A 22,596-nucleotide genomic window follows, 5' to 3' on the forward strand; every position below is an offset into this window, starting at 1 on the left:
CCGCGGCGTACCGGGCCCCCCGCCTTCCCGGGGGACGACACAGGAGCAAGCGCCACTACGCCTTCTTCTTCACGTCCTTGACGTTGGAGAAGGTGATGCCCTCCGCGCGCTCCCGGGTGTAGCCGAGATAGAACTCGTTCTTGGCCATGAACACGGGATCGCCGTCGACGTCGTCGGCGATGCCGGAATTGTTGGCGGAGATGAAGGCGTCAAGCTGCTTGCGGTCGTCGGACGATATCCAGCGCGCCAGCGAGAATTCAGAGATCTCGAACTCGACCGGCAGCGAATATTCCGCATCGAGCCGCGCCTTCAGCACGTCGAGCTGCAGCGGGCCGACCACGCCGACCAGCGCGGGCGCGCCGTCGCGCGGGCGGAACACCTGCACGACGCCCTCCTCCGACATCTGCTGCAAGGCTTCCTTCAGCTTCTTCGCCTTCATCGCATCGGTCAGCCGAACGCGGCGGACGATTTCCGGCGCGAAGCTCGGCACGCCGACGAAGGTCAGATCCTCGCCCTCGGTCAGGGTGTCGCCGATCCTGAGCGTGCCGTGGTTCGGAATGCCGACGACGTCGCCGGCAAAGGCCTCGTCGGCGACCGAGCGGTCCTGCGCGAAAAAGAACTGCGGGCTCGACAGGCTCATGTTCTTGCCGGTGCGCACCAGCTTGGCCTTCATGCCGCGGCTGAGCTTGCCCGAGCACAGCCGGGCGAAGGCGATGCGGTCGCGGTGGTTCGGATCCATGTTGGCCTGGATCTTGAACACGAACGCGCTCATGCGCGGCTCCGATGCCTCGACCTTGCGCAAATCCGAGTCCTGCGCGCGCGGCGCTGGCGCGAACTTGCCGAGGCCTTCCAGCAAATCGCCGACGCCGAAATTGCGCAGCGCGCTGCCGAAATAGACCGGCGTCAGGTGGCCCTCGCGGAACGCCGCGAGCTCGAACGGCTTGCAGGCTTCCGACGCCAGCGCGAGCTCGTCCTTGACCTCGGCGACGTCGAGATTGGGGTTGCGCTTGCCGAGATCGGCGATATCGATCTGCTCCGTGGCGCCGGTCTTGGCGCCGCCGCCCTCGAGCAGCCGCACGCCGCCATTGACGACGTCATAGGTGCCGAGGAAGTCGCGGCCGCGGCCGACCGGCCAGGTCATCGGCGTGGTGTCGAGCGCCAGCGTCTTCTCGATCTCGTCCAGAAGCTCGAACGTGTCGCGGCTCTCGCGGTCCATCTTGTTAATGAAGGTGATGATCGGGATGTCACGCAGCCGGCACACCTCGAACAGCTTTCGCGTGCGCGCCTCGATGCCTTTCGCGGCGTCGATCACCATCACGGCGGAGTCGACCGCGGTCAGCGTGCGATAGGTATCTTCCGAAAAGTCCTCGTGGCCCGGCGTGTCCAAGAGATTGAACACGAGGTCGTTGAACTCGAAGGTCATCACCGAGGTGACGACCGAGATGCCGCGCTCGCGCTCGATCTTCATCCAGTCCGAGCGCGTGTTGCGCCGCTCGCCCTTGGCCTTGACCTGGCCCGCAAGGTTGATGGCGCCGCCGAACAGCAGCAGCTTTTCCGTCAGCGTGGTCTTGCCGGCGTCCGGGTGCGAGATGATCGCAAAGGTGCGCCGTCGCGCCACTTCCTCAGAAAGCGGCGAGCGGGACGGCGATTCGGCTGAAACTGAAATGTCGGACATGGCGGGGCATTTGGCAGGGAAAACGGGCGCAATCAAGGGCGTTTTGTCGCAATGCGGAACGCCCGCACCATCCCCATATAGGCACCGGAAGGACGACCTTCTCCTCACCATACCGTTCGCGGGGACGACCCTGCCTTATCTGGAGGGTTCGTGATGGCTTGGACCATTCTGTTCACCGCTGGCCTGCTCGAGATCGGCTGGGCGATCGGGCTGAAATATACCGAAGGTTTCTCGCGGCTGGTGCCGTCGGTGCTGACGCTGGCGGCGATGGCCGGCAGCGTCATCCTGCTCGGCCTCGCGCTCAAGACGCTGCCGATTGGAACCGCCTATGCGGTCTGGACCGGGATCGGCGCGGTCGGCACCGCGGCGCTCGGCATCATCCTGCTCGGCGAACCCGCGACCGCGATGCGGCTTGCCAGCATCGGACTGATCGTTGCCGGCATCGTCGGGCTGAAGCTGGTTGGCTGATTGCTCCTTTTTGAGACGCGTTTTCTTAACGCGAACCGGCTTCCACTTCGCTCAAAACGCTACTTCAGAATCTGCACCGCCCAATAGCTCGCGGCTGCGACCGCGGCCGACGCCGGGATCGTGATCACCCAGGCGTAGACGATCGAGCTCGCCACATTCCAGCGCACGGCGGAGAGCCGCCGTGCGGCGCCGACGCCGACGATGGCGCCGGTGATGGTGTGCGTGGTCGATACGGGAACCCCGAGATAGGTCGCCATGAACAGCGTCACGGCGCCGCCGGTTTCGGCGCAGAAACCCTGCATCGGCGTCAGCTTGGTGATCCGCAGCCCCATGGTGCGGACGATCCGCCAGCCCCCCATCAGGGTACCCAGCGCCATCGCGCCCTGGCAGGCCAGCACCACCCAGAACGGAATTTCGAAGGTGTCGCCGAGATGGCCCTGCGAATAGAGCAGCACGGCGATGATGCCCATGGTCTTTTGCGCGTCGTTGCCGCCATGGCCGAGCGAATAGAGCGACGCCGAGGCGAATTGCAGGATGCGGAATGCGCGATCGACCGCGAACGGCGTCGAGCGCACCGAGAGCCAGGACACGATCGCGACCAGCACCAGCGCCAGCAGGAAGCCGACCAGCGGCGACAGCACGATCGCGAGCAAGGTCTTGGAGAGCCCGCTCCACACCGCCGCCGAAATCCCCGCCTTCGCCATGCCGGCGCCGACCAGGCCGCCGATCAGCGCGTGCGAGCTCGACGACGGAATGCCCAGCGCCCAGGTGATCACGTTCCAGACGATCGCGCCGACCAATGCTGCGAAGATCACGGTCGCATCCACCACCGACGGCTCGATGATCCCGGTGCCGATCGTGTTGGCAACGTGCAGGCCGAACACCAGGAACGCGACGAAGTTGAAGAACGCCGCCCAGAACACCGCATACTGCGGCCGCAGCACGCGGGTCGAGACGATGGTCGCGATCGAGTTCGCGGCATCGTGCAGGCCGTTCAGGAAATCGAACAGCAGCGCGACCGCGATCAGGATGGTCAGAATTGGAAGACCCAGCGTGGCGTCCACGTGATGCCCCGCTCTACACTTGCTCGATCACGATCGAGTTGATCTCGTTGGCGACGTCGTCGAAACGGTCGGCCACTTTCTCGAGATGGTCGTAGATCTCCGCGCCGACGATGTAGTCCATCGTGTTGGCGTCGCGGTGCTTCAGGAACAGCTCCTTGAGCCCGATATCCTGGAGATCGTCGACCCGGCCCTCGAGCTTGGTCAGTTCCTCGGTGATCTGGGTCAGCATCGAGACGTTGTGGCCGATCGACTGCAACAGGGGCAGCGCGCGGCCGACCAGATTGGCGCATTCGACGATCAGGCCGCCCATCTCGCGCATCGGCGGCTCGAACTCGCGCACCTCGAACAGCATGACCGCCTTTGCGGTCGCCTGCATCTGGTCGACCGCGTCGTCCATCGAGGTGATCAGGTTCTTGATATCGCCACGATCGAACGGGGTGATGAAGGTGCGGCGAACCGCGGTCAGGACCTCGCGGGTGACGCTATCGGCGTCGTTCTCGAACTGATTGACGCGCTGGCAAAAGACCGGAGTCTCCTCCCCGCCCTTCAGCATGTCCTGCAACGCCAATGCGCATTGCACGGAGGTCCGGGCGTGTCGGGCGAACAGGTCGAAAAACCGCTCTTCCTTGGGCAGGAAGGCGCGAAACCAGCGCAGCATGTCTCAGTTCCATCATTCCGGGACAGCCCTTTTAGCGACTGTCACAGAACTGTCATAGAGCATCTGGCGGGGAAAGCATCGGGATCGACCGCCCGAGCGGGCGGTCGTCCACCGCTATGTCGGCCGAAAGTCGCCGGGACCTGCCCTACAGCGACCGCCGCAACAAATGGGCCAGCTCACCGACCAGGCCACGCCGGAACAGCAGCACGCAGGCCACGAAGATCACGCCCTGGATCACCGTCACCCACTGGCCGAAACCGGCGAGATATTGCTGCATGGCGATGATCACGAAGGCGCCGACCACCGGGCCGAAGATGGTGCCGAGACCGCCGACCAGCGTCATCAGCACGATTTCACCGGACATCGACCAGTGCACGTCGGTGAGCGAGGCATTCTGCGCCACGAACACCTTCAGCGAGCCGGCAAAGCCCGCCAGCGTGCCCGACAGGATGAAGGCGAGCAGCTTGTACTGGTCGGTCTTGTAGCCAAGCGAAATCGCCCGCGGCTCGTTTTCGCGGATCGACTTCAGCACCTCGCCGAACGGCGAGTTGATGGTGCGGTAGATCAGCAGGAACCCGGCGAGGAAGCCGACCAGCACCACATAGTAAAGCACCAGCGGCTTCGAGAGATCGAAGATGCCGAGCAGGTGGCCTTGCGGAATGCCCTGGATGCCGTCTTCACCATGGGTGAACGGCGCCTGCAAATAGAGGAAGTAAAGCAGCTGCGACAGCGCCAGCGTGATCATCGAGAAATAGATGCCCTGCCGCTTGATCGAGATGTAGCCGGTGACCAGGCCGAGCAAGGCCGCGGCCGCGGTGCCGACCAGGATGCCGAGCTCCGGCGTCAGCCCCCACACCTTCAGCGCGTGGGCCGAGACGTAGCCGGCGGTGCCGAGGAACATCGCGTGGCCGAACGACAGCAGGCCGCCATAGCCGATCAGGAGGTTGAAGGCGCAGGCGAGCAGCGCGAAGCACAGCGCCTGCATGACGAAGAACGGATAGATCCCCGTCCACGGCACGATCGCCAGCAGCAGCGCCATCGCGGCGAATACGATCATCTCGTCGCGCATCGCGCGCGGCGTGATCGGAAGTGTATCGTCGGTCAATGCTGACATATCAAGCCGCCCGTCCCGTCAGTCCCGTTGGCTTCACCAGCAACACCACCACCATCAGGACAAACACCACGGTGTTGGAGGCCTCGGGATAAAAATACTTGGTCAGTCCCTCGATCACGCCGAGCGCGAATCCGGTGATGATCGAGCCCATGATCGAGCCCATGCCGCCGATCACGACCACCGCGAACACCACAATGATGAGATCGGCGCCCATCAGCGGACGGACCTGGTTGATCGGCGCCGACAGCACGCCGGCAAGCGCGGCAAGACCGACGCCGAGCCCGTAGGTCAGCGTGATCATGCGCGGCACGTTGATGCCGAACGCGCGCACCAGCGTCGGGTTCTCGGTCGCGGCGCGCAGGTAGGCGCCGAGCTGCGTCTTCTCGATCAGGAACCAGGTCGCAAGGCACACCACGAGCGAGAAGATGACGACCCAGCCACGATAGATCGGCAGGAACATGAAGCCGAGATTGACGCCGCCCTTGAGCTGATCGGGGATCGAGTAAGGCAGGCCCGAGGAGCCGAAATAGTTCTGGAACACGCCCTGCACGATCAGCGCGATGCCGAAGGTCAGCAGCAATCCGTAGAGATGATCGAGGCCGGTCAGCCATTGCAGCATGGTCCGCTCGAGGATCATGCCGAAGATGCCGACCACGACGGGTGCGATGATCAGCGCCCACCAGTAATTGATGCCGCCCAGGTTGAGCAGGAAATACGCCACGAAGGCGCCCATCATGTAGAGCGCGCCATGCGCGAAATTGATGATGTTGAGCATGCCGAAGATGACGGCGAGCCCCAGACTGAGCAGCGCGTAGAACGAGCCGTTGATCAGTCCCACCAGAAGCTGTGCGTAGAGAGCCTGCATCGAATGAGCTTTCGCTAGATAGATGAAGCCCGCCGGCCACGCGCATGGCCGGCGGGCATGATCGTCACTTCTTCAGAAGCGCGCAGGTGCTCTTGTCGAGCGGCGTGAAGGCCTGGTTGCCCGGCACGGTGCCGACCAGCTTGTAGAAGTCCCACGGTCCCTTGGACTCCGAGGGCTTCTTCACTTCGAACAGGTAGGCGTCGTGGGTGACGCGGCCGTTGGCCTCGACCTCGCCCTTGCCGAACAACGGATCGTCGGTCGGGATCGTCTTCATCTTCGCGACCACCTTGGCGCCGTCATGCGGATTGCCGCCGAGCGCTTCCAGCGCCTTGAAGTAATGCATGAGGCCCGCATAGACGCCGGCCTGCACCATGGTCGGCGGCGCGCTGTTCTTCATCCGCTCCGAGAAGCGCTTGGAGAAGGCGCGGGTCTTGTCGTTGAGGTCCCAGTAGAACGTCTCGGTGAAGTTGAGGCCCTGCGCGGTCTCGAGCCCGATCGCCTTGACGTCGGTGAGGAACAGCAGCAGCGCCGCGAGCTTCTGGCCGCCCTTGACGATGCCGAACTCGGCCGCCTGCTTGATCGAGTTGGTGGTGTCGCCGCCGGCATTGGCGAGACCGATGATCTTGGCCTTGGAGGCCTGCGCCTGCAGCAGGAAGGAGGAGAAGTCGGCGGTGTTGAGCGGATGCTTGACGCCGCCGACCACCTTGCCGCCATTGGCGGTGACGACGGACGTGGTGTCGCGCTCGAGCGCGGCGCCGAACGCGTAATCCGCGGTGAGGAAGAACCAGGTGTCCCCGCCCGCCTTCACCAGCGCCTGGCCGGTGGCGTGGGCGAGCATGTAGGTGTCGTAGGTCCAGTGCACGGTATTCGGCGAGCACTGCGCGTTGGTGAGATCCGAAGTCGCGGCACCCGAATTGATGTAGACGCCGTTCTTTTCCTTCACGACGTTGTTGACCGCGAGCGCGACGCCGGAATTCGGCACGTCGACGATGGTGTCGACCTTGTCGACGTCGAACCACTGGCGGGCGATGGTGGTGCCGATATCGGGCTTGTTCTGGTGATCGCCGGAGATCAGGTCGATGGTCCAGCCCTTGGCCTTGAGGCCGGAGTCCTCGATCGCCATCTGCGCCGCCAGCGTCGAGCCGGGGCCGGCGAGATCGGCGTAGAGGCCGGACTGATCCGACAGCGCGCCGATCTTGACCGTCTTGTCGAGCTTTTCCTGGGCGGAGGCGACGCTTGCGGCGGACAGCACCATCGCGGTGCCGAGCAGGAGCGCCGAAATCTTGTTCTTCATGTCGTATTCCCTCGTCCTAAATTTTCTGGTTCTGGCGATATCAGACGCCGAGATAGGTATGGAGCTTGTCCATGTTGGCCGACAGCTCGGAATTCGCGAAGCCGTCGATCACCTTGCCGTGCTCGACAATGTAGTAGCGGTCCGCAACGGTCGAGGCGAAACGGAAATTCTGTTCGACCAACAGGATCGTGAAGCCCTGCGACTTCAGGCGCGCAATGGTGTGCCCGATCTGCTGGATGATGACCGGCGCCAACCCTTCGGTCGGCTCGTCCAGCATCAGGAAGCGCGCGCCGGTGCGCAGGATGCGCGCAATCGCCAGCATCTGCTGCTCGCCGCCCGAGAGCTTGGTGCCCTGGCTGGTGAGGCGCTCCTTCAGGTTGGGAAACAGCGTGAAGATCTGGTCGAGCGGCAGGCCGCCCGGCCGCACCACCGGCGGCAGCAGCAGGTTCTCGCGCACGTCGAGGCTGGCGAAAATGCCGCGCTCCTCGGGACAGAATGCGATGCCGAGCCGCGCGATCTTGTCCGAGGTAGCGCGGATGATTTCCTGATTGTCGAAGCGGATCGAGCCGGAGCGCTTGTTGATGACGCCCATCACCGACTTCAACGTGGTGGTCTTGCCGGCGCCGTTGCGGCCGAGCAGCGTCACCACCTCGCCGGCCTTCACGTTGAAATTGATGCCGTGAAGGATGTGGGATTCGCCGTACCAGGCCTGCAGATCCTTGACCGTCAGCACGTCGGCGCCGGCCGCAGCGACGGGCTTCTCCGCCAGTTTTGCCTCAGCCATGACCCGCTCCCAGATAGGCTTCCTTCACGCGCTCGTCCTTGGAGAGGTCGGCGTAGTTGCCCTCCGCCAGCACCTGCCCGCGCGTCAGCACGGTGATGATGTCGGAGAGGTTGGCCACCACCGAGAGGTTATGTTCGACCATCAGGATGGTGTATTTCGCGGAGATCCGCTTGATCAGCGCCGCGATCTTGTCGATGTCCTCGTGGCCCATGCCGGCCATCGGCTCGTCGAGCAGCATCATCTCGGGGTCGAGCGCGAGCGTCGTTGCAATTTCAAGTGCGCGCTTGCGGCCGTACGGCATCTCGACCGCCGGCGTATTGGCGAATTCGCTCAAGCCGACGTCGTTCAGCAGCTCGTGGGCGCGCGGATTGAAGCGGTCGAGCACGCTTTTCGAACGCCAGAAATCGAACGACGAACCGTGCTGCCGCTGCAGCGCCACGCGAACGTTCTCGAGCGCCGTCAAATGCGGAAATACCGCCGAAATCTGAAACGAGCGGACCAGCCCGAGGCGCGCCACGTCGGCCGGCGGCATCGCGGTGATGTCGTGGCCCTTGTAGCGAATCTGGCCTGCCGACGGCTTCAGGAATTTGGTCAGCAGATTGAAACAGGTCGTCTTGCCGGCGCCGTTCGGCCCGATCAACGCATGGATACTGCCCCGACGCACTTTCAACGCGACGTCGCGAACGGCGAAGAAACCCGCGAATTCCTTGGTCAATCCGCTGGTTTCGAGGATGAACTCATCGGCCAAATAGATTCCCCCATACGCCATCGCTGCGAAGCCCCTCGCCCGCGTGGCCAGCTTTTTTCGTGTCCGACAGGCGTCCGATCCGTCTTGGAAACCGTCCGGGGCCCGTCGCCTCCGGGCCGGAATATGCCGTCATCTGCGGCGGTTACGCAAGGTGGAAAGCTGTGCACTGCGGCATCCGCGTGACCGGTTCCGGTTGATCCTTAGTCGAATGGCATTTCGGCGCGCTTTGCGCCTCGGGAAAGCGGTCGTTAACGGTGTTTTGCTCCGGACTCCCGCTTTCATAGAATATTTGCGCCTCTCGCCGAAGCTCCGGCCATTGCATGATGAACGGCTAGAGCCTTGCATTTCGAGCGCGCCAATCCTTCAGTCGTCAAATCGATCCCGCAACGTGATTTCCTCGGCACGTGGCTGCGACTTTATGCCCGCAGCCAAACCATCCCGCAGATCGATGAACTTGTCCCTGGCCGCATCCCGTCCGGGGATGTGCCTGAATTCGGCTAGCCGATGCAATTCAGAAGTGCCGATCCATCGGTGGTCAAATCGATCACGCAGCGTGTGCTGCTGAACGCCTGGCTGCGCGCGCTGCGCATGCCGGACGCGCTTCCCCTGCTGTGCGACTTCCACACCGAGGGCACCGCCGACGAGCGCGCCGACATGATGGGCTTTGACGTGGTCGGCAGTGGCGAGGCGGCACGTTTCCTGATTACGCAGGAAGGCGCGAGGCTGACGACGGCCTATGGCAACGAGCACATCGAGCCGCCGCTGCGCACCAACCGCTTTCTTGACGATGCGATCGGACCCGAGCGCTATGCCGGCGTGATCCTGTCCTATCGTGCTTGCCTCGCGCGCAAGCGTCCGACCTATACGGTTGCGGAGGTCACGGACGCCGACGGCAAGGACGTGTCCTATGAGCGGCTGCTGCTGCCGTTCGGACGCGGCGACAGCGTCGAGCACATCATCGGCTCCTACAAGGCGATCAGCATCGACGGCCGCTTCCGGCTGCACAACCTGATGGGCGTGAAGGCGAAGTCGGCCCCGGTGGTCACGGAGCGGGCGGTGATCGACCGCAGGTTCGTGCCGGCAGATCGTCCGGCAAGCCAGGATTCGGTCGAGCTGATCTAGACGCGTCGCGTCACGCGAAGCGGTCACGACATCGCTGGAAGCGCCTTAGCCCTTCTTGCGCGCCTTCGCCGGCACTTCCTTGGCGTAGATGTCCGGCTTGAAGCCGACCACGCGCTTGCCCCCGAGATCGAGCACCGGACGCTTGATCATCGAGGGTTGCTCGGCCATCAGCGCCAGCGCCTTGCGCTCGTTCAACCCTTCCTTGTCGGCATCGGGCAGCTTCTTGAAGGTCGTGCCGGCGCGATTGAGCAGCGTCTCCCAGCCGACCTCGTCGCTCCACTGCTTGAGCTTGTCCTTGGCGATCCCGGCGGTCTTGTAGTCGTGGAAGTCGTAGGCGACGCCGTGATCGTCGAGCCAGGCCCGCGCCTTCTTCATGGTGTCGCAGTTCTTGATGCCGTAGATGGTGATGGTCAAAGCCGTTCCCCGCATGCGATTGCGGCGGGGAAATTAGCCTCGCGGCAATCCCGGCGCCAGATCGGAGCCATCAGGTCTCCACACCGATATTGCCGGCGTTCAGTGCGCGTAGCACGTGAAGACGAAATCGTGATCGCTGGCGTGCGCCTCGTGGCAGGCAAAACACGTCTCGTGCTGGGCGGCATCGACCGGCTTGCCGTCGATGAAGCGGCCAAAGCCCCAGCCGCCGGTCGATGCATATTTGGCCGCGTCCTTGACCATGACCTGGACCGTGGTCGCCGGCCCCGTGATGAAGGCGCCGTTGAGGCCTGCAACCGGCTTGCGCTTCCAGGCCAGCTTGACCAGCACGGTGCCGTCGGGGAAACGCGCGGCGCCGTCCTGATAGGCCTTCACGGCGGTGGCGTTGCCGAGCACGCTGCGCAGTTCGTCGAGCCCGGTCTCCTCGCCGACCGCGATCAGCTTCCAGTCGCGATAGCCGTCGGGGATTTTCACGCCGAAGATCGGCGATGCCAGTGCGGCGTCATCGGCATGTCCGACGGCAAACGGCAATGACGCGCTGATGCAGGCTGCCGCGATCGCGGCAGCTGCCCATTTCAAAACCTGTCTCATGATCCTCGATCCGCTCCGTCTCAGACCTTGCTGACGTCGATGATGGCCTGGACGAAGGCCTGCGGCGCTTCCTGCGGCAGATTGTGGCCGATGCCGCCGGTCAGGAGCCGATGCTCGTAATGGCCGGAGAACTTCTTGGCATAGGCCGCGGGCTCCGGATGCGGCGCGCCGTTGGCATCGCCCTCCATCGTGATGGTCGGGATCGCGATGGCAGGCGCCTGCGCCAGCGTCTTCTCGAAGGCATCGTACTTCGCCTCGCCCTCCGCGAGACCTAACCGCCAGCGGTAATTGTGGATCACGATCTCGACGTGATCGGGGTTCTCGAACGCGGCTGCGCTGCGGTCGTAGGTGGCGTCGTCGAACTTCCACTGCGGCGAGGCAAGCTGCCAGATCAGCTTGTTGAAGTCGTGCCGGTTCTTGGCATAGCCCTCGCGGCCGCGCTCGGTCGCGAAGTAGAACTGGTACCACCATTGCAGCTCGGCCTTCGGCGGCAGCGGCATCTTGCCGGCCGCCTGGCTGCCGATCAGATAGCCGCTGACCGAGACCATCGCCTTGCAGCGCTCGGGCCAGAGCACCGCCATGATGTTGGCGGTGCGCGCACCCCAGTCGTAGCCGCCGAGCACGGCCATTTCGATCTTCAGGACGTCCATCAGCGCGATGATGTCGGCGGCGACCGCGACCGGCTGGCCGCTGCGCTTGGTATCGCCCGAGAGGAAGCGCGTGGTGCCATAGCCGCGCAGATGCGGCACGATCACGCGGTAGCCGGCCTCGGCCAGCGCCGGCGCGACGTCGGCATAGCTGTGGATGTCGTAGGGCCAGCCGTGCAGCAGGATCACCGCGGGACCGGACGCAGGACCCATCTCGACATAACCTGTATCAAGCACGCCGGCATTGATCTGCTTGACGGGACCGATCGAGGTGTGGGCGCCAGCCTTTATCGCAGGCAGCGCCGGTTTGGACTGGGCCTGAGCCGAACCGATGAAGCCGAGCCTGGAGGCGGCAAGGATCCCGCCGGCGATGCCAAGGAAGCGGCGGCGCTGCTGATTGATGGACTGCGACATGGCGATCTCCTTAAGTCTGGTGTCGGAATTGAATATTGCAGAGACCGACCCCGTCCGCTTTCAGAGGACGTGGATTTGTCCTTCAGACCGTCGTGATTTTGGCTCCACGCCGCCTGTGCTAGGTTCCGCCACGCATTCAGCTGCCGGCCACCGGACCTTCCAATTTGACCTACTACTTCAATGACTTCACCCTCGATTCCGAACGCCGGGAACTGCGCCGTGGCGATGCTCTGGTGGCCGTCGAGCCGCAGGTCTTCGACCTCCTCGAATTCCTGATCCGCGCCCGCGATCGGGTGGTCAGCCGCGACGAGGTGCTGGCCGCCGTCTGGCACGGCCGGATCGTCTCGGAAGCGACGCTGAGCAGCCGGGTCAATGCGGCGCGGACGGCGATCGGCGACAATGGCGAGGAGCAGCGGCTGATCCGCACCCTGCCCCGCAAGGGTCTCCGCTTTGTCGGCGATGTCAGGGAGGACACCGCGCACGATCGTCCGGCTGCAGGCAATGCCAGCCCGCCGCGGCCGAGCGAGGGCCCGTCGATCGCGGTGCTGCCCTTCACCAATATGAGCGGCGATCCCGAGCAGGATTATTTCGCCGACGGCATCGCCGAGGACATCACCACCGCGCTCGCGCGTTGCAGCCGCCTCACGGTGATCGCGCGCAACTCCGCCTTCACCTACAAAGGCAAGGCGGTCGACATCCGCCAGGTCGGCCGCGATCTCGGCGTCGGCTATGTGCTCGAAGGCAGCGTCCGCCGCGGCGGCGATCGGTTGCGCATCACCGGGCAGTTGATCGACGCCAGCTCCGGCGCGCATCTGTGGGCCGACCGCTTCGACGGCGCGGCCGCCGACGTGTTCGACCTGCAGGACCGCATCACCGAGAACGTGGTCGGCGCGATCGAGCCGACCCTGCTCGTCGCGGAAGCCGAGCGGCTGCGGGCGGCGCCGCCGGACAGGCTCGACGCCTACGACCTGCTGCTGCGCGCCTACAGCCTGCGTTACGAGTTCACGCCCGAGAGCATGGAAGCCGCGCTCGATTGCCTCGACCAGGCGCTGGCGCTCGACCCCGCCTATGCGCCCGCGCTGGCGGCCTCCGCCTATTGTCATGCGATGCGCCATGTCCAGGGCTGGCTGAAGCCGAACGACGCCTACCGGGAGCGCGCGGTGGCGCAGGCCTGGCGCGCGGTCGAGCTCGCGCCCGGTGACCCGCAGGTGTTGTGGATGGCGGCGTTCGCGATCTGGAACATGGCCGACGAGATCGAGCCCGCGCGCGACCTGTTCGAGCGGTCGCTTGCGATCAATCCGAACTCGGCGATGGCGCTCGTGCTCGGCGGCTGGATCGAGGCGATGCGCGGCAATCAGAAAGCTGGCCGCGCCATGATCGAGCGCGCGCAACGGCTGAACCCGCGCGACCCGCGCGGCTGGTTCGCTGCCGCGGCGCTGGCGATCTGCGCGGTGCTCGACCGGAATTTCGCCGAAGCGGTGATGTGGGCCGACAAGGCGCTGGCGCAGAACCGCCGCTTCGCGGTGGCGCTGCGCGTCCTGATCGTGGCGCTGGTGAAGACCGGCGACACCGCACGCGCGGCCCAGATCGCGCGCGAGCTGCTCAAGGTCGACCCGGAGTTCACGATCTCCGGCTTCCTGTCGCGGATCCCGTTCCCGGTGGAAGCGATGTCCGCGACTTATCGTGAAACCCTCACGGCGGCCGGCGTCCCGGACTGACGCCGCTCGGAGGACGCGACGATCATTCACCCGCTGGTTAGGCCAAAATACCTCCATCGACCACCAAGGCATGGCCGACCACAAAGCTTGCCGCCGAGCCGCATAACCATAGAACAGCCGCAGCGATTTCTTCAGGTTCGCCAAGGCGTCCGATCGGTTCGGCTGCTACGAACGCCTTGACGATCTCTGGATCGTTGTTCTTTGTAACCCGCTTCGCCATCGGAGTATTGCCGATAATGCCCGGGCAGACTGCGTTGATACGGATGCCCTTCCCGGCATAATCGAGTGCGGAGGCGCGGGTGAGACCTATCACCCCGAATTTGCTGGCGGAATAGGCGGCGCGCCCTTTGGAGCCCCTCATCCCGCCGATCGACGAGCAGTTGACGATTGCGCCGCTTCTTTGTGCGGTCATGTGGCGAAGCTCCGCCTTCATGCAGTTCCACACGCCGCGCAGATTGACATCGATGATGTTGTCAAACTCGGCATCTTCCGTTTCAACCAATGGCGCAGCATCGCAGTTTATGCCCGCATTGTTGAAAGCTGCATCGAGCTTCCCGTAAGTCTCGATCGCCTGCTCGATCATTGCGTTCACCTGGCCCCGATCCGTTACATCGCAGCCGATGGCAAGGACGTCATGACCCGCGGATCGCAGTTCCGCAGCGGCAGTTTCGAGCAACGCTGTGTTGCTGTCTGCAACGACCACGGACGCGCCTGCAACACCAAATGCCCTGGCTGTCGCCAGACCAATGCCACCAGCGGCGCCGGTAACAAGCGCAACCTTTCCTTCGAAGCTGTCTACCATTGCTGACCTTTCAAAATGCTGGATCTCGTCGAGCAGGCGACGCTGCTCAGAGTGACGGAATTGGCTTACTCAGCTTGCTCAGTGTCGTCACGCGCGCATGCGGGTGATCCAGTATTCCAGAGGCGCCGATTGTTGAGCCGAGAGGCCGCGGCGTACTGGGTCGCCCGGTCGAGTGCCGGGCGATGACAGGTGGAGAGGTGGATGCGCCAGGGGACACGTGTCGTCACGCGCGCATGCGGGTGATCCAGTATTCCAGAGGCGCCGATTGTTGAGCCGAGAGGCCGCGGCGTACTGGGTCGCCCGGTCGAGTGCCGGGCGATGACAGGTGGAGGGGACAAGGCTCTCTCCACTTGTCGTCCCTGCCGAGTGCGCTATTGCGCACGGAGCAGGGACCCATATTCCGCGGCGGATGTTGTGGACGGGCCTCGTCGTTCTGGCATCGCTCGACGATGACCATCGGTGGTTATGGGTCCCTGCTTTCGCAGGGACGACGGTGAGGATGAGTCGCAATTCAAGATGCCACACCCCGCGGCGTCATCGCCCGGCCGGGCGACGACAACGGTGGGTGAGGACAAAGCTTCGCATCCTCTCAGAGTCCGTCCACAGTGTGCCTTCGGGAGCGACGCCAGGGCGTCCGCGCCACATCGGCGGAGGCGTCGATCATTTCGTCTTTGCGCTGAGCCCTCAACTCACCTTCGATACTGCTCATCGGAGACCTTCTCCATCCAATCCACGTTCTTGCCATTCACTGATTCCTGGATGGCGATATGCGTCATTGCGGTGGTAGGCGAAGCGCCGTGCCAGTGCTTCAGCCCGGGCGGAAACCACACGACGTCGCCTGGACGGACCTCCTTGACGGGCCCGCCCTCGCGCTGCACCCAGCCGAGCCCCGCCGTGATGATCAGCGTTTGCCCGAGCGGATGCGTGTGCCAGGCGGTCCGGGCGCCGGGCTCGAACGTGACTTGGCCGGCGCCGACGCGTGCGGGATCCGGAGCTTGGAACAGAGGATCGATGCGGACCGATCCGGTGAACCAGTCCGCAGACCCCTGGGCAGCGGGACGAGAGCCGTTTCGTTTGATGTCGATATCCATATCCGAACTCCTTCGCTGCACGTTCGAGGTTTCCGCGGTGGCGCTCGTCGCGGCGAATGCAGCAAACGCCGCGGTGGCGACGACGACTTGTCGACGTGAATACGTCATTGCTAGCGGGGCCTTTTCTCGATGACTTCCTTGACCACCGCTGCGGCCGAGAACGCGTTGGGCCAACCCGCATAGAAAGCAAGATGGCCGACGACCTCTCCGGCCGCCTCCTTTGTCAACCCGTTGTCCATCGCCCGGTTCAAATGATAGGTGACCTGGGCGACCTGGCCGGTCGCGACCAAGGCGCTGACGGTGACCAGGCTCCTGTCCCGCGGCGCGAGTCCCGGCCTCAGCCAGAGGTCTCGGAACAGCACATCGGTCGTGTACTGCACGAGGCTGGGCGTGATCTGTCCGAATTGCTGCCCGACGCGCGTGGCACGCTGCGACTCCGCCGCCTCATCCAGGGGAAGTTGTGGTCCGGAAGCCGGCGGCAGTTGATCGGCTCCGATATTGCGACTCTTGAACACGTCCTTTGTTGCCGGAACGGCGTCGATGGCGTTGGCCCAGCCGGTATAGAATGCAAGATGCGTGATGATCTCCGAGATCTCGGCGGGCTTCACGCCGCTGTCGAGCGCGACATTGAGATAGTACGGCAGTTCGACCGTCTGATCGCGCGCGATCAGAGCGGCGACGGTAACGATGCTCCTGTCGCGCGCCGACAGTCCCGGGCGCTTCCACAGATCGCCGAGCACGACGCCTTTGGCATATTTTTCGAGGACGGGCGCGACGGCGCGAATGTCTTCTGACGTAGGCATGACCTTGGTTCCTTCCATCCTGGTCGCCGCCGTCCGGGCAGAGGTCTGTGCCACCAGGCAAAGCGTAATGGCGACCGTCGCGAGGGCTCTCATTAGGAACTCCTTCTTGTTGAACGTGACCCCGCCCGGCTGAATCCGCGCAAAATGCCTAAGATCGGCATACCCCACGGTATGGTCCTCAGTGCGCGGTGAAGCCGCCGTCGACCGGCAGGCCCACGCCGATGACAAAACTCGCGGCCGGACTGCATAGCCACAACACGGCGGCTGCGACCTCCTCGGCCCGGCCGAGGCGGCCGATTGGCTGCTGCTTCATGATTTCGGCCATCGCGTCGGCCTGGCCTTTGAGCATGTCGGCGACCATCGGCGTATCGATTGTGCCGGGGCAGACCGCGTTGATGCGGATACCGCGCGGGGCATATTCGACACCCGCGCTCTTGGTCATTCCGAGCACGGCGTGTTTGGTGCCGTGATAGGCTGCGCGTTGCGGGAGGCCGACGAGACCGCCCAAAGAAGAGCAATTGACGATCGCGCCGCTCCCTTGATCGCGCATCACGCGCAGCTGATGCTTCATGCAGGTCCAGACCCCGCGCTGGTTTACCGCGGTGACGCGCTCGAAATGCTCGATCGGCTCCTCGGCGGCGTCCGACGGCGGCACTTGGATGCCCGCGTTGTTGAACGCCATGTCGAGCCGTCCGTATTCTGCGACCGCGCGATCGACCATCGCCGCCACCTGCGCCTCGTCGGCGACGTCGCAGGCCAAGCCGATTGCGGTGCCGCCGTCTCGGATGATCCGCTCCGCCTCCTTCGCGGCGAGATCGCCGTCCAGGTCGGCCAGCACGACGGAGGCGCCGCTCTCGGCGAACATCCGCGCCGTTGCCAGTCCCATGCCCTTGGCGGCACCGGTGACCAGGGCCACCTGTCCTTTGAAATCATAGACGGGGTTCATTCAGCTCCTCATTTCATCTTGCAGGATCATTCGATCCGTTCGGTTGTCATGCCGGTTTCAGCGCCTCCGCTTCGAATGCCCCTCGGCCAGGACACCGGGCACGCCCGCTCTCGTGACGAGTGCCATCGAATGGCGCTCCCTGCCGCCGCGCGTCGCGCCGACCAGGCTGAACCTAGGTCTTTCGGACGTTAAAGATTAGGTGATAGAACCTGATTGGAATCATTAGTGGAGCTTATGAATGGACCGCGAGAACGCAGGCGACCTCCTCGCATTTCTGGCGGTCGCGAGGGAACGCAGCTTCACAGGCGCGGGAGCCAAGCTCGGCATTTCGCAATCCGCTCTCAGCCAGACCGTCCGCGGTCTGGAGGAACGGCTCGGGGTGAGGCTCCTCAACCGCACCACGCGAAGCGTTGCACCGACCCCGGCGGGAGAGCGCCTGCTCCGGAGCATCGGGCCGAAATTTGAGGAAATGGACGCCGAGCTGTCGGCCCTCGGCGAGCTGCGGGAGAAACCGGCCGGCAACATCCGGATCACGGCGACCGAACACGCCGCCGAAGCGATCCTGCTGCCCGCCCTGGCGAAGATCCTGCCGAATTACCCGGACATCAGCGTCGAAGTCATTGTCGACTACGGCCTCGCGAACATCGTTGCGCAGCGATACGACGCTGGCATCCGGCCCGGCGAACTGGTCGCGAAAGACATGATTGCCGTTCGAGTCGGACCGGATTTGCGGTCCGCGGTCGTGGGCGCTCCGTCATATTTTGCCAACCGAAAGAGGCCGCGCACGCCCCAGGATCTGACCAGCCACAACTGCCTGAACCTGCGCTTGCCGACCCATGGCGGGCTCTACGCTTGGGAATTCGAGAAGGACGGCCGCGCGCTCAACGTGCGGGTCGACGGCCAGCTCGTTTTCAATGGCGCAGGACCGCTCTTGCAAGCGGCGTTGAACGGCTTTGGCCTCGCATACCTGATGGAGCGTAACGTGCAGCCCTACGTCTCCGACGGACGGCTCGTTCGGGTGCTGTCGGATTGGTGTCCTCCATTTTCCGGATACCACCTGTACTACCCTAGCCGTCGTCAATCTTCACCGGCATTCTCGCTGCTGGTTGACGCTCTTCGATATCGAGGGAAGTAGGCGGCACTTCTGCTTGTGGGCCTTCGGCGATCTCGCGAGATGACCGCTTTTCCGCCGCTGTGGGGGTTAAGCGGGGATCAGGCGCCAGCCGCTTATCAGTACACGGCCCAGGCAGTAGACTTGTAAGCGCGAAGCCACAGCCGGATTGAAGCGAGCATTACAATCCCGGTGATCTCGCCGCCCAAGCCTTGGTGGCCTGGCAGCTCTCCATCGCTCGGACGTAGGCAGGGCGTGCCGTCGTGCGGGCGAGATAGTCCCGCTCGGTAGGACCGGGGACGTAATTGCCGGTTCGCATGCCGAGCAGGAGGGCGTAGCTCACCGAGATATCGGCAGCGGTGAATCGGTCGCCGGCGAGATAGGGGCAATCCGCGAGGCGGCGGATAACCAACCCCAGCCGGCTCTCGAAGGTCTCGAATGCCCAACAAGTAACCCGGGCATCTCGCTCGGCTTCGGGCGCCAGTTGGCGACCGACAATGACGGCGTTCATCGGCCCGGCGAGCCCGGCCTCGCCCAGATGGAGAAATTGCAGATAGGACGCGAAGGCGGGATCGTCAGGGGCGACGGCAAGCGAACCTGAGCCGTGGCGGGCGAGCAGGTACTCAAGAATCGCGATCGATTCGACCATGATCGTCTCGCCGTCCTGCAGTACGGGAATGAAGCCGGCGGGATTGATGGCGAGGAAATCGCGATCAACCCCGCCGGCTGCGAGCAGATCGACCGGGCGCAGCCGATAAGCCAATCCCAATTCCTCGAGCAGCCAGACAACACGGAAGCCACGACCTTCGCCATAGACGGTGAGCATAGTTAAGCATTCCTGGATTGGGCTGGATGAACGAACTCGCAGAGGCAAGCCAGCGGCGCAACGGACGATCGACGACGCATCATACACTCAAGGCTTGGCGCATAGTTGTCATCCTACCGTGCGGGCGCTTCCACCTTACGAGTTCACGACCTGGGCTGCGGCCGCGAACAAGGCGCGTTCCCTCTCCCGCCTGCGACGTGGAAGCGTCGGTTGCAGAAGCCCGCAAATGCCATGCCGAAGGTGGAAGCGTCGGTTGCAGAAGCCCGCAAATGCCATATGCGAAAGCCGTGGGACGAGCGGACGCCTGCGCAATTTCGGAATATTAGAAGAATATCCCTGAGTTGCCCGACGTGTCAAGTTGCTTGGTCGAACGCCGGCTGCCACCGGCAGCGTTGCATGGGGTTGTTTTCGATCTTTTGGCAGCGCCCCTGCGACGGCCCCATCACTTCATAGTGCTCTAGCCTGAGCCGCCCGGCTCGAGCGCCTCGCCGAGCTCGAGCGGATGCGCCATCGTCTCGTGCAGCGCTTGCTTGTCGAGCTCGCCTTCCGACAGGCTGATCACGACGCAGGCGACGCCGTTGCCGATCAGGTTGGTGAGCGCGCGGCACTCGCTCATGAACTTGTCGATGCCGACCAGGATCGCGATCGACTGGATCGGAATATCGGGCACGATCGACAGCGTTGCAGCGAGCGTGATGAAGCCGGCGCCGGTGACGCCGGACGCGCCCTTCGAGGTGATCATGGCGATGCCCAAAATGCCGAGCTCCTGCCAGATCGTCAGATGCGTGTTGGTGGCCTGCGCCAGGAACAGCGTCGCCAGCGTCATGTAGATGTTGGTGCCGTCGAGATTGAAGCTGTAGCCGGTCGGCACCACGAGGCCGACCACCGAGCGCGAGGCGCCGAGATGCTCCATCTTCTGGATCATCTGCGGCAGCACCGTCTCCGACGACGATGTGCCGAGCACGATCAGGAGCTCGTCCTTGATATAGGCGATGAAGCGGATGATCGAGAAGCCGGCGAGCCGTGCGATGGCGCCCAGCACGATCAGCACGAACAGGATGCTGGTGAGATAGAAGGTCGCGATCAGCGCCGCCAGATTCAACAGCGAGCCGAGGCCGTAGGCGCCGACCGTAAAGGCCATCGCGCCGAATGCGCCGAGCGGCGCGACGCGGACGATGATCCGGATGATGCCGAAGAACATCTTGGCGGCCGTGTCGATCGCGGACGCAATCGGCTCGCCGACGTTGCCCATGAGAGCGATGGCGAAGCCCGAGAGAATCGAGATCAGCAGCACCTGCAACAGGTCGCCACGCGCGACCGCGCCGAGATAGCTGTCCGGAATGATCGCCATCAGATGGGCAACGATGCCCTGCTCTTTGGCCTGCGTGACGTAATTGGAGACCGATTTCGGATCGATCGTGGAAGGATCGATGTTGAAGCCGTGGCCGGGTTGCAGCAGCTCGCCGACCAGAAGACCGACCGCAAGCGCCACCGTCGACACCGCCTCGAAATAGATCAGGGTCTTCAACCCGACCCGGCCGACGCGCTTGAGGTCGCCCATCGAGGAGATGCCGTGCACCACGGTGCAGAAGATGACCGGCGCGATCATCATCTTGATCAGCGCGATGAAGCCGTCGCCCAGCGGCTTCAATTCCTTGCCGAGATTCGGATAGAAATATCCGATCAGGACACCTGCCACGATCGCGATCAGCACCTGGACGTAGAGGATCTTGTACCAGGGCTGATGACGGGGATGGGCAACGGGCTTGATCGCGGCTGTGGTCATGAGGTGCCCCGGCTGGGATGAACTCAACTGGTGATGCCATCTTGGCGGAGCCGCGCGCAAGCGACAATGCCCATTCGTGGCGTCGCGAGCGCACACGAATCTGTCATAGACTGCGGCCGGCTCGCACCGGGAGGCTGGGAATGGAATTCACGGCATTGTTTCTCGCCATCACCATCGCCATGCTGGTGGCCTGGCGTGGCCCGCGGCCCGTCGCGATCGGCCTGTTCGCGGTGATCCTGATCGCCTGCGTCGCGACCTTGCTGCACCACGCCACCGACCGTCTCACCTTCTCGTTCTGAGGCCGGCCATGAACGACACGCAGGCCGTCACCCTCAATGCCGTCGCGCTCTATGGGCTGGCGCTGGTACTGGCCGCCGCCTTTGCCGCGCAGCTGCTGCTCCACGAGCTGCCCTGTCCGCTCTGTCTGTTGCAGCGCATCCTGTTCGCCCTGCTGGCGATCGGGCCGATCCTCAATATCCGCTTCGGGCCACGGCCGAGTCATTATGCGTTGTCGCTGCTGACGGCCACGGTCGGCGCCACGGTCTCGATCCGGCAGGTGCTGCTGCACATCCTCCCCGGCGACGCGGGTTACGGTTCGGCGCTGCTCGGCTATCATTATTATACGTGGGCGCTGATCGGATTCATCGCCGCGATCGTGCTACTCGCGGCGATGCTGCTGTTCGACCGCCAGTTCGAGCACCGCGGGGCGCCGGGCAGCTCGCCCGGCAGGTTCGCGCAAGTTGCGGTATGGCTGGTGGTCGGGCTGACGGCACTGAATGTGCTCTCCACCCTGCTCGAGTGCGGCTTTGCCGCCTGCGCCGACAATCCCGTCGTCTATGAGCTGCTGAAGTAGGTTGCTTAGGGACGCTTCGGAATATTCAATCCGCGCTCCACCGCCGGCCGCTTGAGACCGCGCTCCAGCCAGGCCGCGACCTGCGTGAACTGGTCGAATTCGACGAGCTCGCGCGCACCGTAGAAGCCGATCAGATTGCGCACCCAGCCGAGCATCGAGATGTCGGCGATGCTGTATTCATCGTCCATGAACCACTGCCGTCCGGCGAGATGCGTCTCCATCACGCCGAGCAGGCGCTTCGACTCGGCGATGTAGCGCTGCAGCGGCCGCTTGTCCTCGTAATCCTTGCCGGCGAATTTGTGGAAGAAGCCGACCTGGCCGAACATCGGTCCGATGCCGCCCATCTGGAAATGCACCCACTGGATGGCCTGATAGCGGCGCGCGACGTCCACCGGCAACAGCTTGCCGGTCTTGTCGGCGAGATATTGCAGGATAGCGCCGGATTCGAACAATGGCAGCGGCTTGCCGCCGGGGCCGTTGGGATCGAGGATCGCCGGAATCTTGCCGTTCGGGTTCAGCGACAGGAACTCCGTCGTCTTCTGGTCATCCTTGTTGAAGTCGACGAGGTGGACCTCGTAGGGCAGCCCGATCTCCTCGAGCATGATCGAGACCTTCACGCCGTTCGGCGTCGGCAGCGAATAGAGCTGCAGGCGGTCCGGATGCTGGGCGGGCCAGCGTTTTGTGATGGGAAAGGCAGACAAGTCGGTCATGTCGACATTCTTTTGCAGGGTTGTTGTTGGACGGCTAATGTACGGAGCTCAGTGAAAGCCGCAAGGTCTGCAAC

The 22,596-nt window shown here is 63.9% G+C and carries 25 protein-coding genes; 7 read left to right on the top strand and 18 right to left on the bottom strand.

What is annotated here, in order from left to right; all coding sequences use genetic code 11:
* Positions 1-55 precede the first annotated feature (55 nt).
* Complete coding sequence (locus ACVIYL_RS34840) at positions 56-1,675, bottom strand: peptide chain release factor 3 (RefSeq protein ID WP_028335130.1); 1,620 nt, start codon at positions 1,673-1,675, stop codon at positions 56-58.
* Positions 1,676-1,828: 153 nt separating this feature from the next.
* Between ACVIYL_RS34840 and sugE the strand changes: the two genes are divergently transcribed.
* On the top strand, positions 1,829-2,143 hold the full coding sequence (sugE, locus tag ACVIYL_RS34845; protein WP_016839884.1) for a quaternary ammonium compound efflux SMR transporter SugE: 315 nt from the start codon (positions 1,829-1,831) through the stop codon (positions 2,141-2,143).
* A gap of 59 nt (positions 2,144-2,202) precedes the next feature.
* On the opposite strand, the gene ACVIYL_RS34850 is transcribed toward sugE, so the two are convergent.
* The 7 genes from ACVIYL_RS34850 to ACVIYL_RS34880 all read right to left on the bottom strand — a co-directional run bounded on the left by ACVIYL_RS34850 (position 2,203) and on the right by ACVIYL_RS34880 (position 8,670).
* Positions 2,203-3,207 carry an inorganic phosphate transporter gene (locus tag ACVIYL_RS34850; RefSeq protein ID WP_092088304.1) on the bottom strand — a complete coding sequence of 335 codons (1,005 nt, stop codon included), beginning with the start codon at positions 3,205-3,207 and terminating at the stop codon, positions 2,203-2,205.
* A gap of 13 nt (positions 3,208-3,220) precedes the next feature.
* A complete protein-coding gene (locus tag ACVIYL_RS34855) occupies positions 3,221-3,865 on the bottom strand; it encodes a DUF47 domain-containing protein (protein WP_057019846.1) in 645 nt (214 codons plus the stop codon).
* 145 nt (positions 3,866-4,010) lie between these two features.
* Complete coding sequence (locus ACVIYL_RS34860; protein WP_057019845.1) at positions 4,011-4,979, bottom strand: branched-chain amino acid ABC transporter permease; 969 nt, start codon at positions 4,977-4,979, stop codon at positions 4,011-4,013.
* Position 4,980: 1 nt separating this feature from the next.
* Positions 4,981-5,844: a branched-chain amino acid ABC transporter permease gene (locus ACVIYL_RS34865; protein ID WP_016839880.1), complete on the bottom strand. Its 864-nt coding sequence runs from the start codon at positions 5,842-5,844 to the stop codon at positions 4,981-4,983.
* Between the two features lie 64 nt (positions 5,845-5,908).
* Entirely contained in the window at positions 5,909-7,138 is a 1,230-nt protein-coding gene (locus ACVIYL_RS34870; RefSeq protein WP_253608945.1) for an ABC transporter substrate-binding protein, read from the bottom strand.
* 40 nt (positions 7,139-7,178) lie between these two features.
* On the bottom strand, positions 7,179-7,922 hold the full coding sequence (locus ACVIYL_RS34875; protein WP_076831885.1) for an ABC transporter ATP-binding protein: 744 nt from the start codon (positions 7,920-7,922) through the stop codon (positions 7,179-7,181).
* Positions 7,915-8,670, bottom strand: coding sequence for an ABC transporter ATP-binding protein (locus ACVIYL_RS34880; RefSeq protein ID WP_016839877.1), 756 nt, complete (start codon positions 8,668-8,670; stop codon positions 7,915-7,917). Before ACVIYL_RS34880 ends, ACVIYL_RS34875 begins: the two co-directional genes overlap by 8 nt.
* A gap of 339 nt (positions 8,671-9,009) precedes the next feature.
* Between ACVIYL_RS34880 and ACVIYL_RS34885 the strand changes: the two genes are divergently transcribed.
* Positions 9,010-9,171: a hypothetical protein gene (locus ACVIYL_RS34885; protein ID WP_225159108.1), complete on the top strand. Its 162-nt coding sequence runs from the start codon at positions 9,010-9,012 to the stop codon at positions 9,169-9,171.
* 3 nt (positions 9,172-9,174) lie between these two features.
* On the top strand, positions 9,175-9,792 hold the full coding sequence (locus ACVIYL_RS34890) for a hypothetical protein (RefSeq protein WP_253608947.1): 618 nt from the start codon (positions 9,175-9,177) through the stop codon (positions 9,790-9,792).
* A 45-nt stretch (positions 9,793-9,837) separates the two neighbouring features.
* Here ACVIYL_RS34890 and ACVIYL_RS34895 read toward each other — a convergent pair whose 3' ends face one another.
* The 3 genes from ACVIYL_RS34895 to ACVIYL_RS34905 all read right to left on the bottom strand — a co-directional run bounded on the left by ACVIYL_RS34895 (position 9,838) and on the right by ACVIYL_RS34905 (position 11,876).
* Positions 9,838-10,206, bottom strand: a complete 369-nt coding sequence (locus tag ACVIYL_RS34895) for an ArsC family reductase (protein ID WP_085967190.1) — start codon at positions 10,204-10,206, stop codon at positions 9,838-9,840.
* A gap of 99 nt (positions 10,207-10,305) precedes the next feature.
* A complete protein-coding gene (locus ACVIYL_RS34900) occupies positions 10,306-10,815 on the bottom strand; it encodes a cytochrome P460 family protein (RefSeq protein WP_456780683.1) in 510 nt (169 codons plus the stop codon).
* 20 nt (positions 10,816-10,835) lie between these two features.
* Positions 10,836-11,876, bottom strand: coding sequence for an alpha/beta fold hydrolase (locus tag ACVIYL_RS34905; protein ID WP_456780684.1), 1,041 nt, complete (start codon positions 11,874-11,876; stop codon positions 10,836-10,838).
* 164 nt (positions 11,877-12,040) lie between these two features.
* Here ACVIYL_RS34905 and ACVIYL_RS34910 point away from each other — a divergent pair, with 164 nt between their 5' ends.
* On the top strand, positions 12,041-13,594 hold the full coding sequence (locus ACVIYL_RS34910; protein WP_253608950.1) for a winged helix-turn-helix domain-containing tetratricopeptide repeat protein: 1,554 nt from the start codon (positions 12,041-12,043) through the stop codon (positions 13,592-13,594).
* A gap of 37 nt (positions 13,595-13,631) precedes the next feature.
* Here ACVIYL_RS34910 and ACVIYL_RS34915 read toward each other — a convergent pair whose 3' ends face one another.
* From ACVIYL_RS34915 to ACVIYL_RS34930, 4 genes are all read right to left on the bottom strand, one after another.
* The gene (locus tag ACVIYL_RS34915; RefSeq protein WP_253608951.1) at positions 13,632-14,396 is read right to left on the bottom strand and encodes an SDR family NAD(P)-dependent oxidoreductase; all 765 of its coding nucleotides are present in this window, start codon (positions 14,394-14,396) and stop codon (positions 13,632-13,634) included.
* Between the two features lie 689 nt (positions 14,397-15,085).
* Positions 15,086-15,481, bottom strand: a complete 396-nt coding sequence (locus ACVIYL_RS34920; protein WP_253610027.1) for a (R)-mandelonitrile lyase — start codon at positions 15,479-15,481, stop codon at positions 15,086-15,088.
* A 116-nt stretch (positions 15,482-15,597) separates the two neighbouring features.
* The gene (locus tag ACVIYL_RS34925; RefSeq protein WP_253610028.1) at positions 15,598-16,383 is read right to left on the bottom strand and encodes a carboxymuconolactone decarboxylase family protein; all 786 of its coding nucleotides are present in this window, start codon (positions 16,381-16,383) and stop codon (positions 15,598-15,600) included.
* Between the two features lie 85 nt (positions 16,384-16,468).
* Positions 16,469-17,236 (bottom strand): SDR family NAD(P)-dependent oxidoreductase, encoded by a 768-nt coding sequence (locus ACVIYL_RS34930; RefSeq protein ID WP_253608952.1) that lies wholly within the window; start codon positions 17,234-17,236, stop codon positions 16,469-16,471.
* A 238-nt stretch (positions 17,237-17,474) separates the two neighbouring features.
* On the opposite strand from ACVIYL_RS34930, the gene ACVIYL_RS34935 reads away from it, so the two are divergent.
* Entirely contained in the window at positions 17,475-18,371 is an 897-nt protein-coding gene (locus tag ACVIYL_RS34935) for a LysR family transcriptional regulator (RefSeq protein ID WP_253608953.1), read from the top strand.
* 157 nt (positions 18,372-18,528) lie between these two features.
* Here ACVIYL_RS34935 and ACVIYL_RS34940 read toward each other — a convergent pair whose 3' ends face one another.
* Positions 18,529-19,173 (bottom strand): glutathione S-transferase family protein, encoded by a 645-nt coding sequence (locus tag ACVIYL_RS34940; RefSeq protein ID WP_253608954.1) that lies wholly within the window; start codon positions 19,171-19,173, stop codon positions 18,529-18,531.
* Positions 19,174-19,630: 457 nt separating this feature from the next.
* Complete coding sequence (locus ACVIYL_RS34945) at positions 19,631-20,959, bottom strand: dicarboxylate/amino acid:cation symporter (protein WP_456780685.1); 1,329 nt, start codon at positions 20,957-20,959, stop codon at positions 19,631-19,633.
* 140 nt (positions 20,960-21,099) lie between these two features.
* Between ACVIYL_RS34945 and ACVIYL_RS34950 the strand changes: the two genes are divergently transcribed.
* A complete protein-coding gene (locus tag ACVIYL_RS34950; RefSeq protein ID WP_456780686.1) occupies positions 21,100-21,258 on the top strand; it encodes a DUF5993 family protein in 159 nt (52 codons plus the stop codon).
* Between the two features lie 8 nt (positions 21,259-21,266).
* Positions 21,267-21,812, top strand: a complete 546-nt coding sequence (locus ACVIYL_RS34955; protein WP_456780687.1) for a disulfide bond formation protein B — start codon at positions 21,267-21,269, stop codon at positions 21,810-21,812.
* A 5-nt stretch (positions 21,813-21,817) separates the two neighbouring features.
* Here the strand turns inward: ACVIYL_RS34955 and ACVIYL_RS34960 are convergent, their stop codons facing one another.
* Complete coding sequence (locus ACVIYL_RS34960) at positions 21,818-22,522, bottom strand: glutathione S-transferase family protein (RefSeq protein WP_253608956.1); 705 nt, start codon at positions 22,520-22,522, stop codon at positions 21,818-21,820.
* Between the last annotated feature and the right edge of the window lie 74 nt (positions 22,523-22,596).

The sequence above is a fragment of the Bradyrhizobium sp. USDA 3315 genome (genome assembly GCF_054056795.1).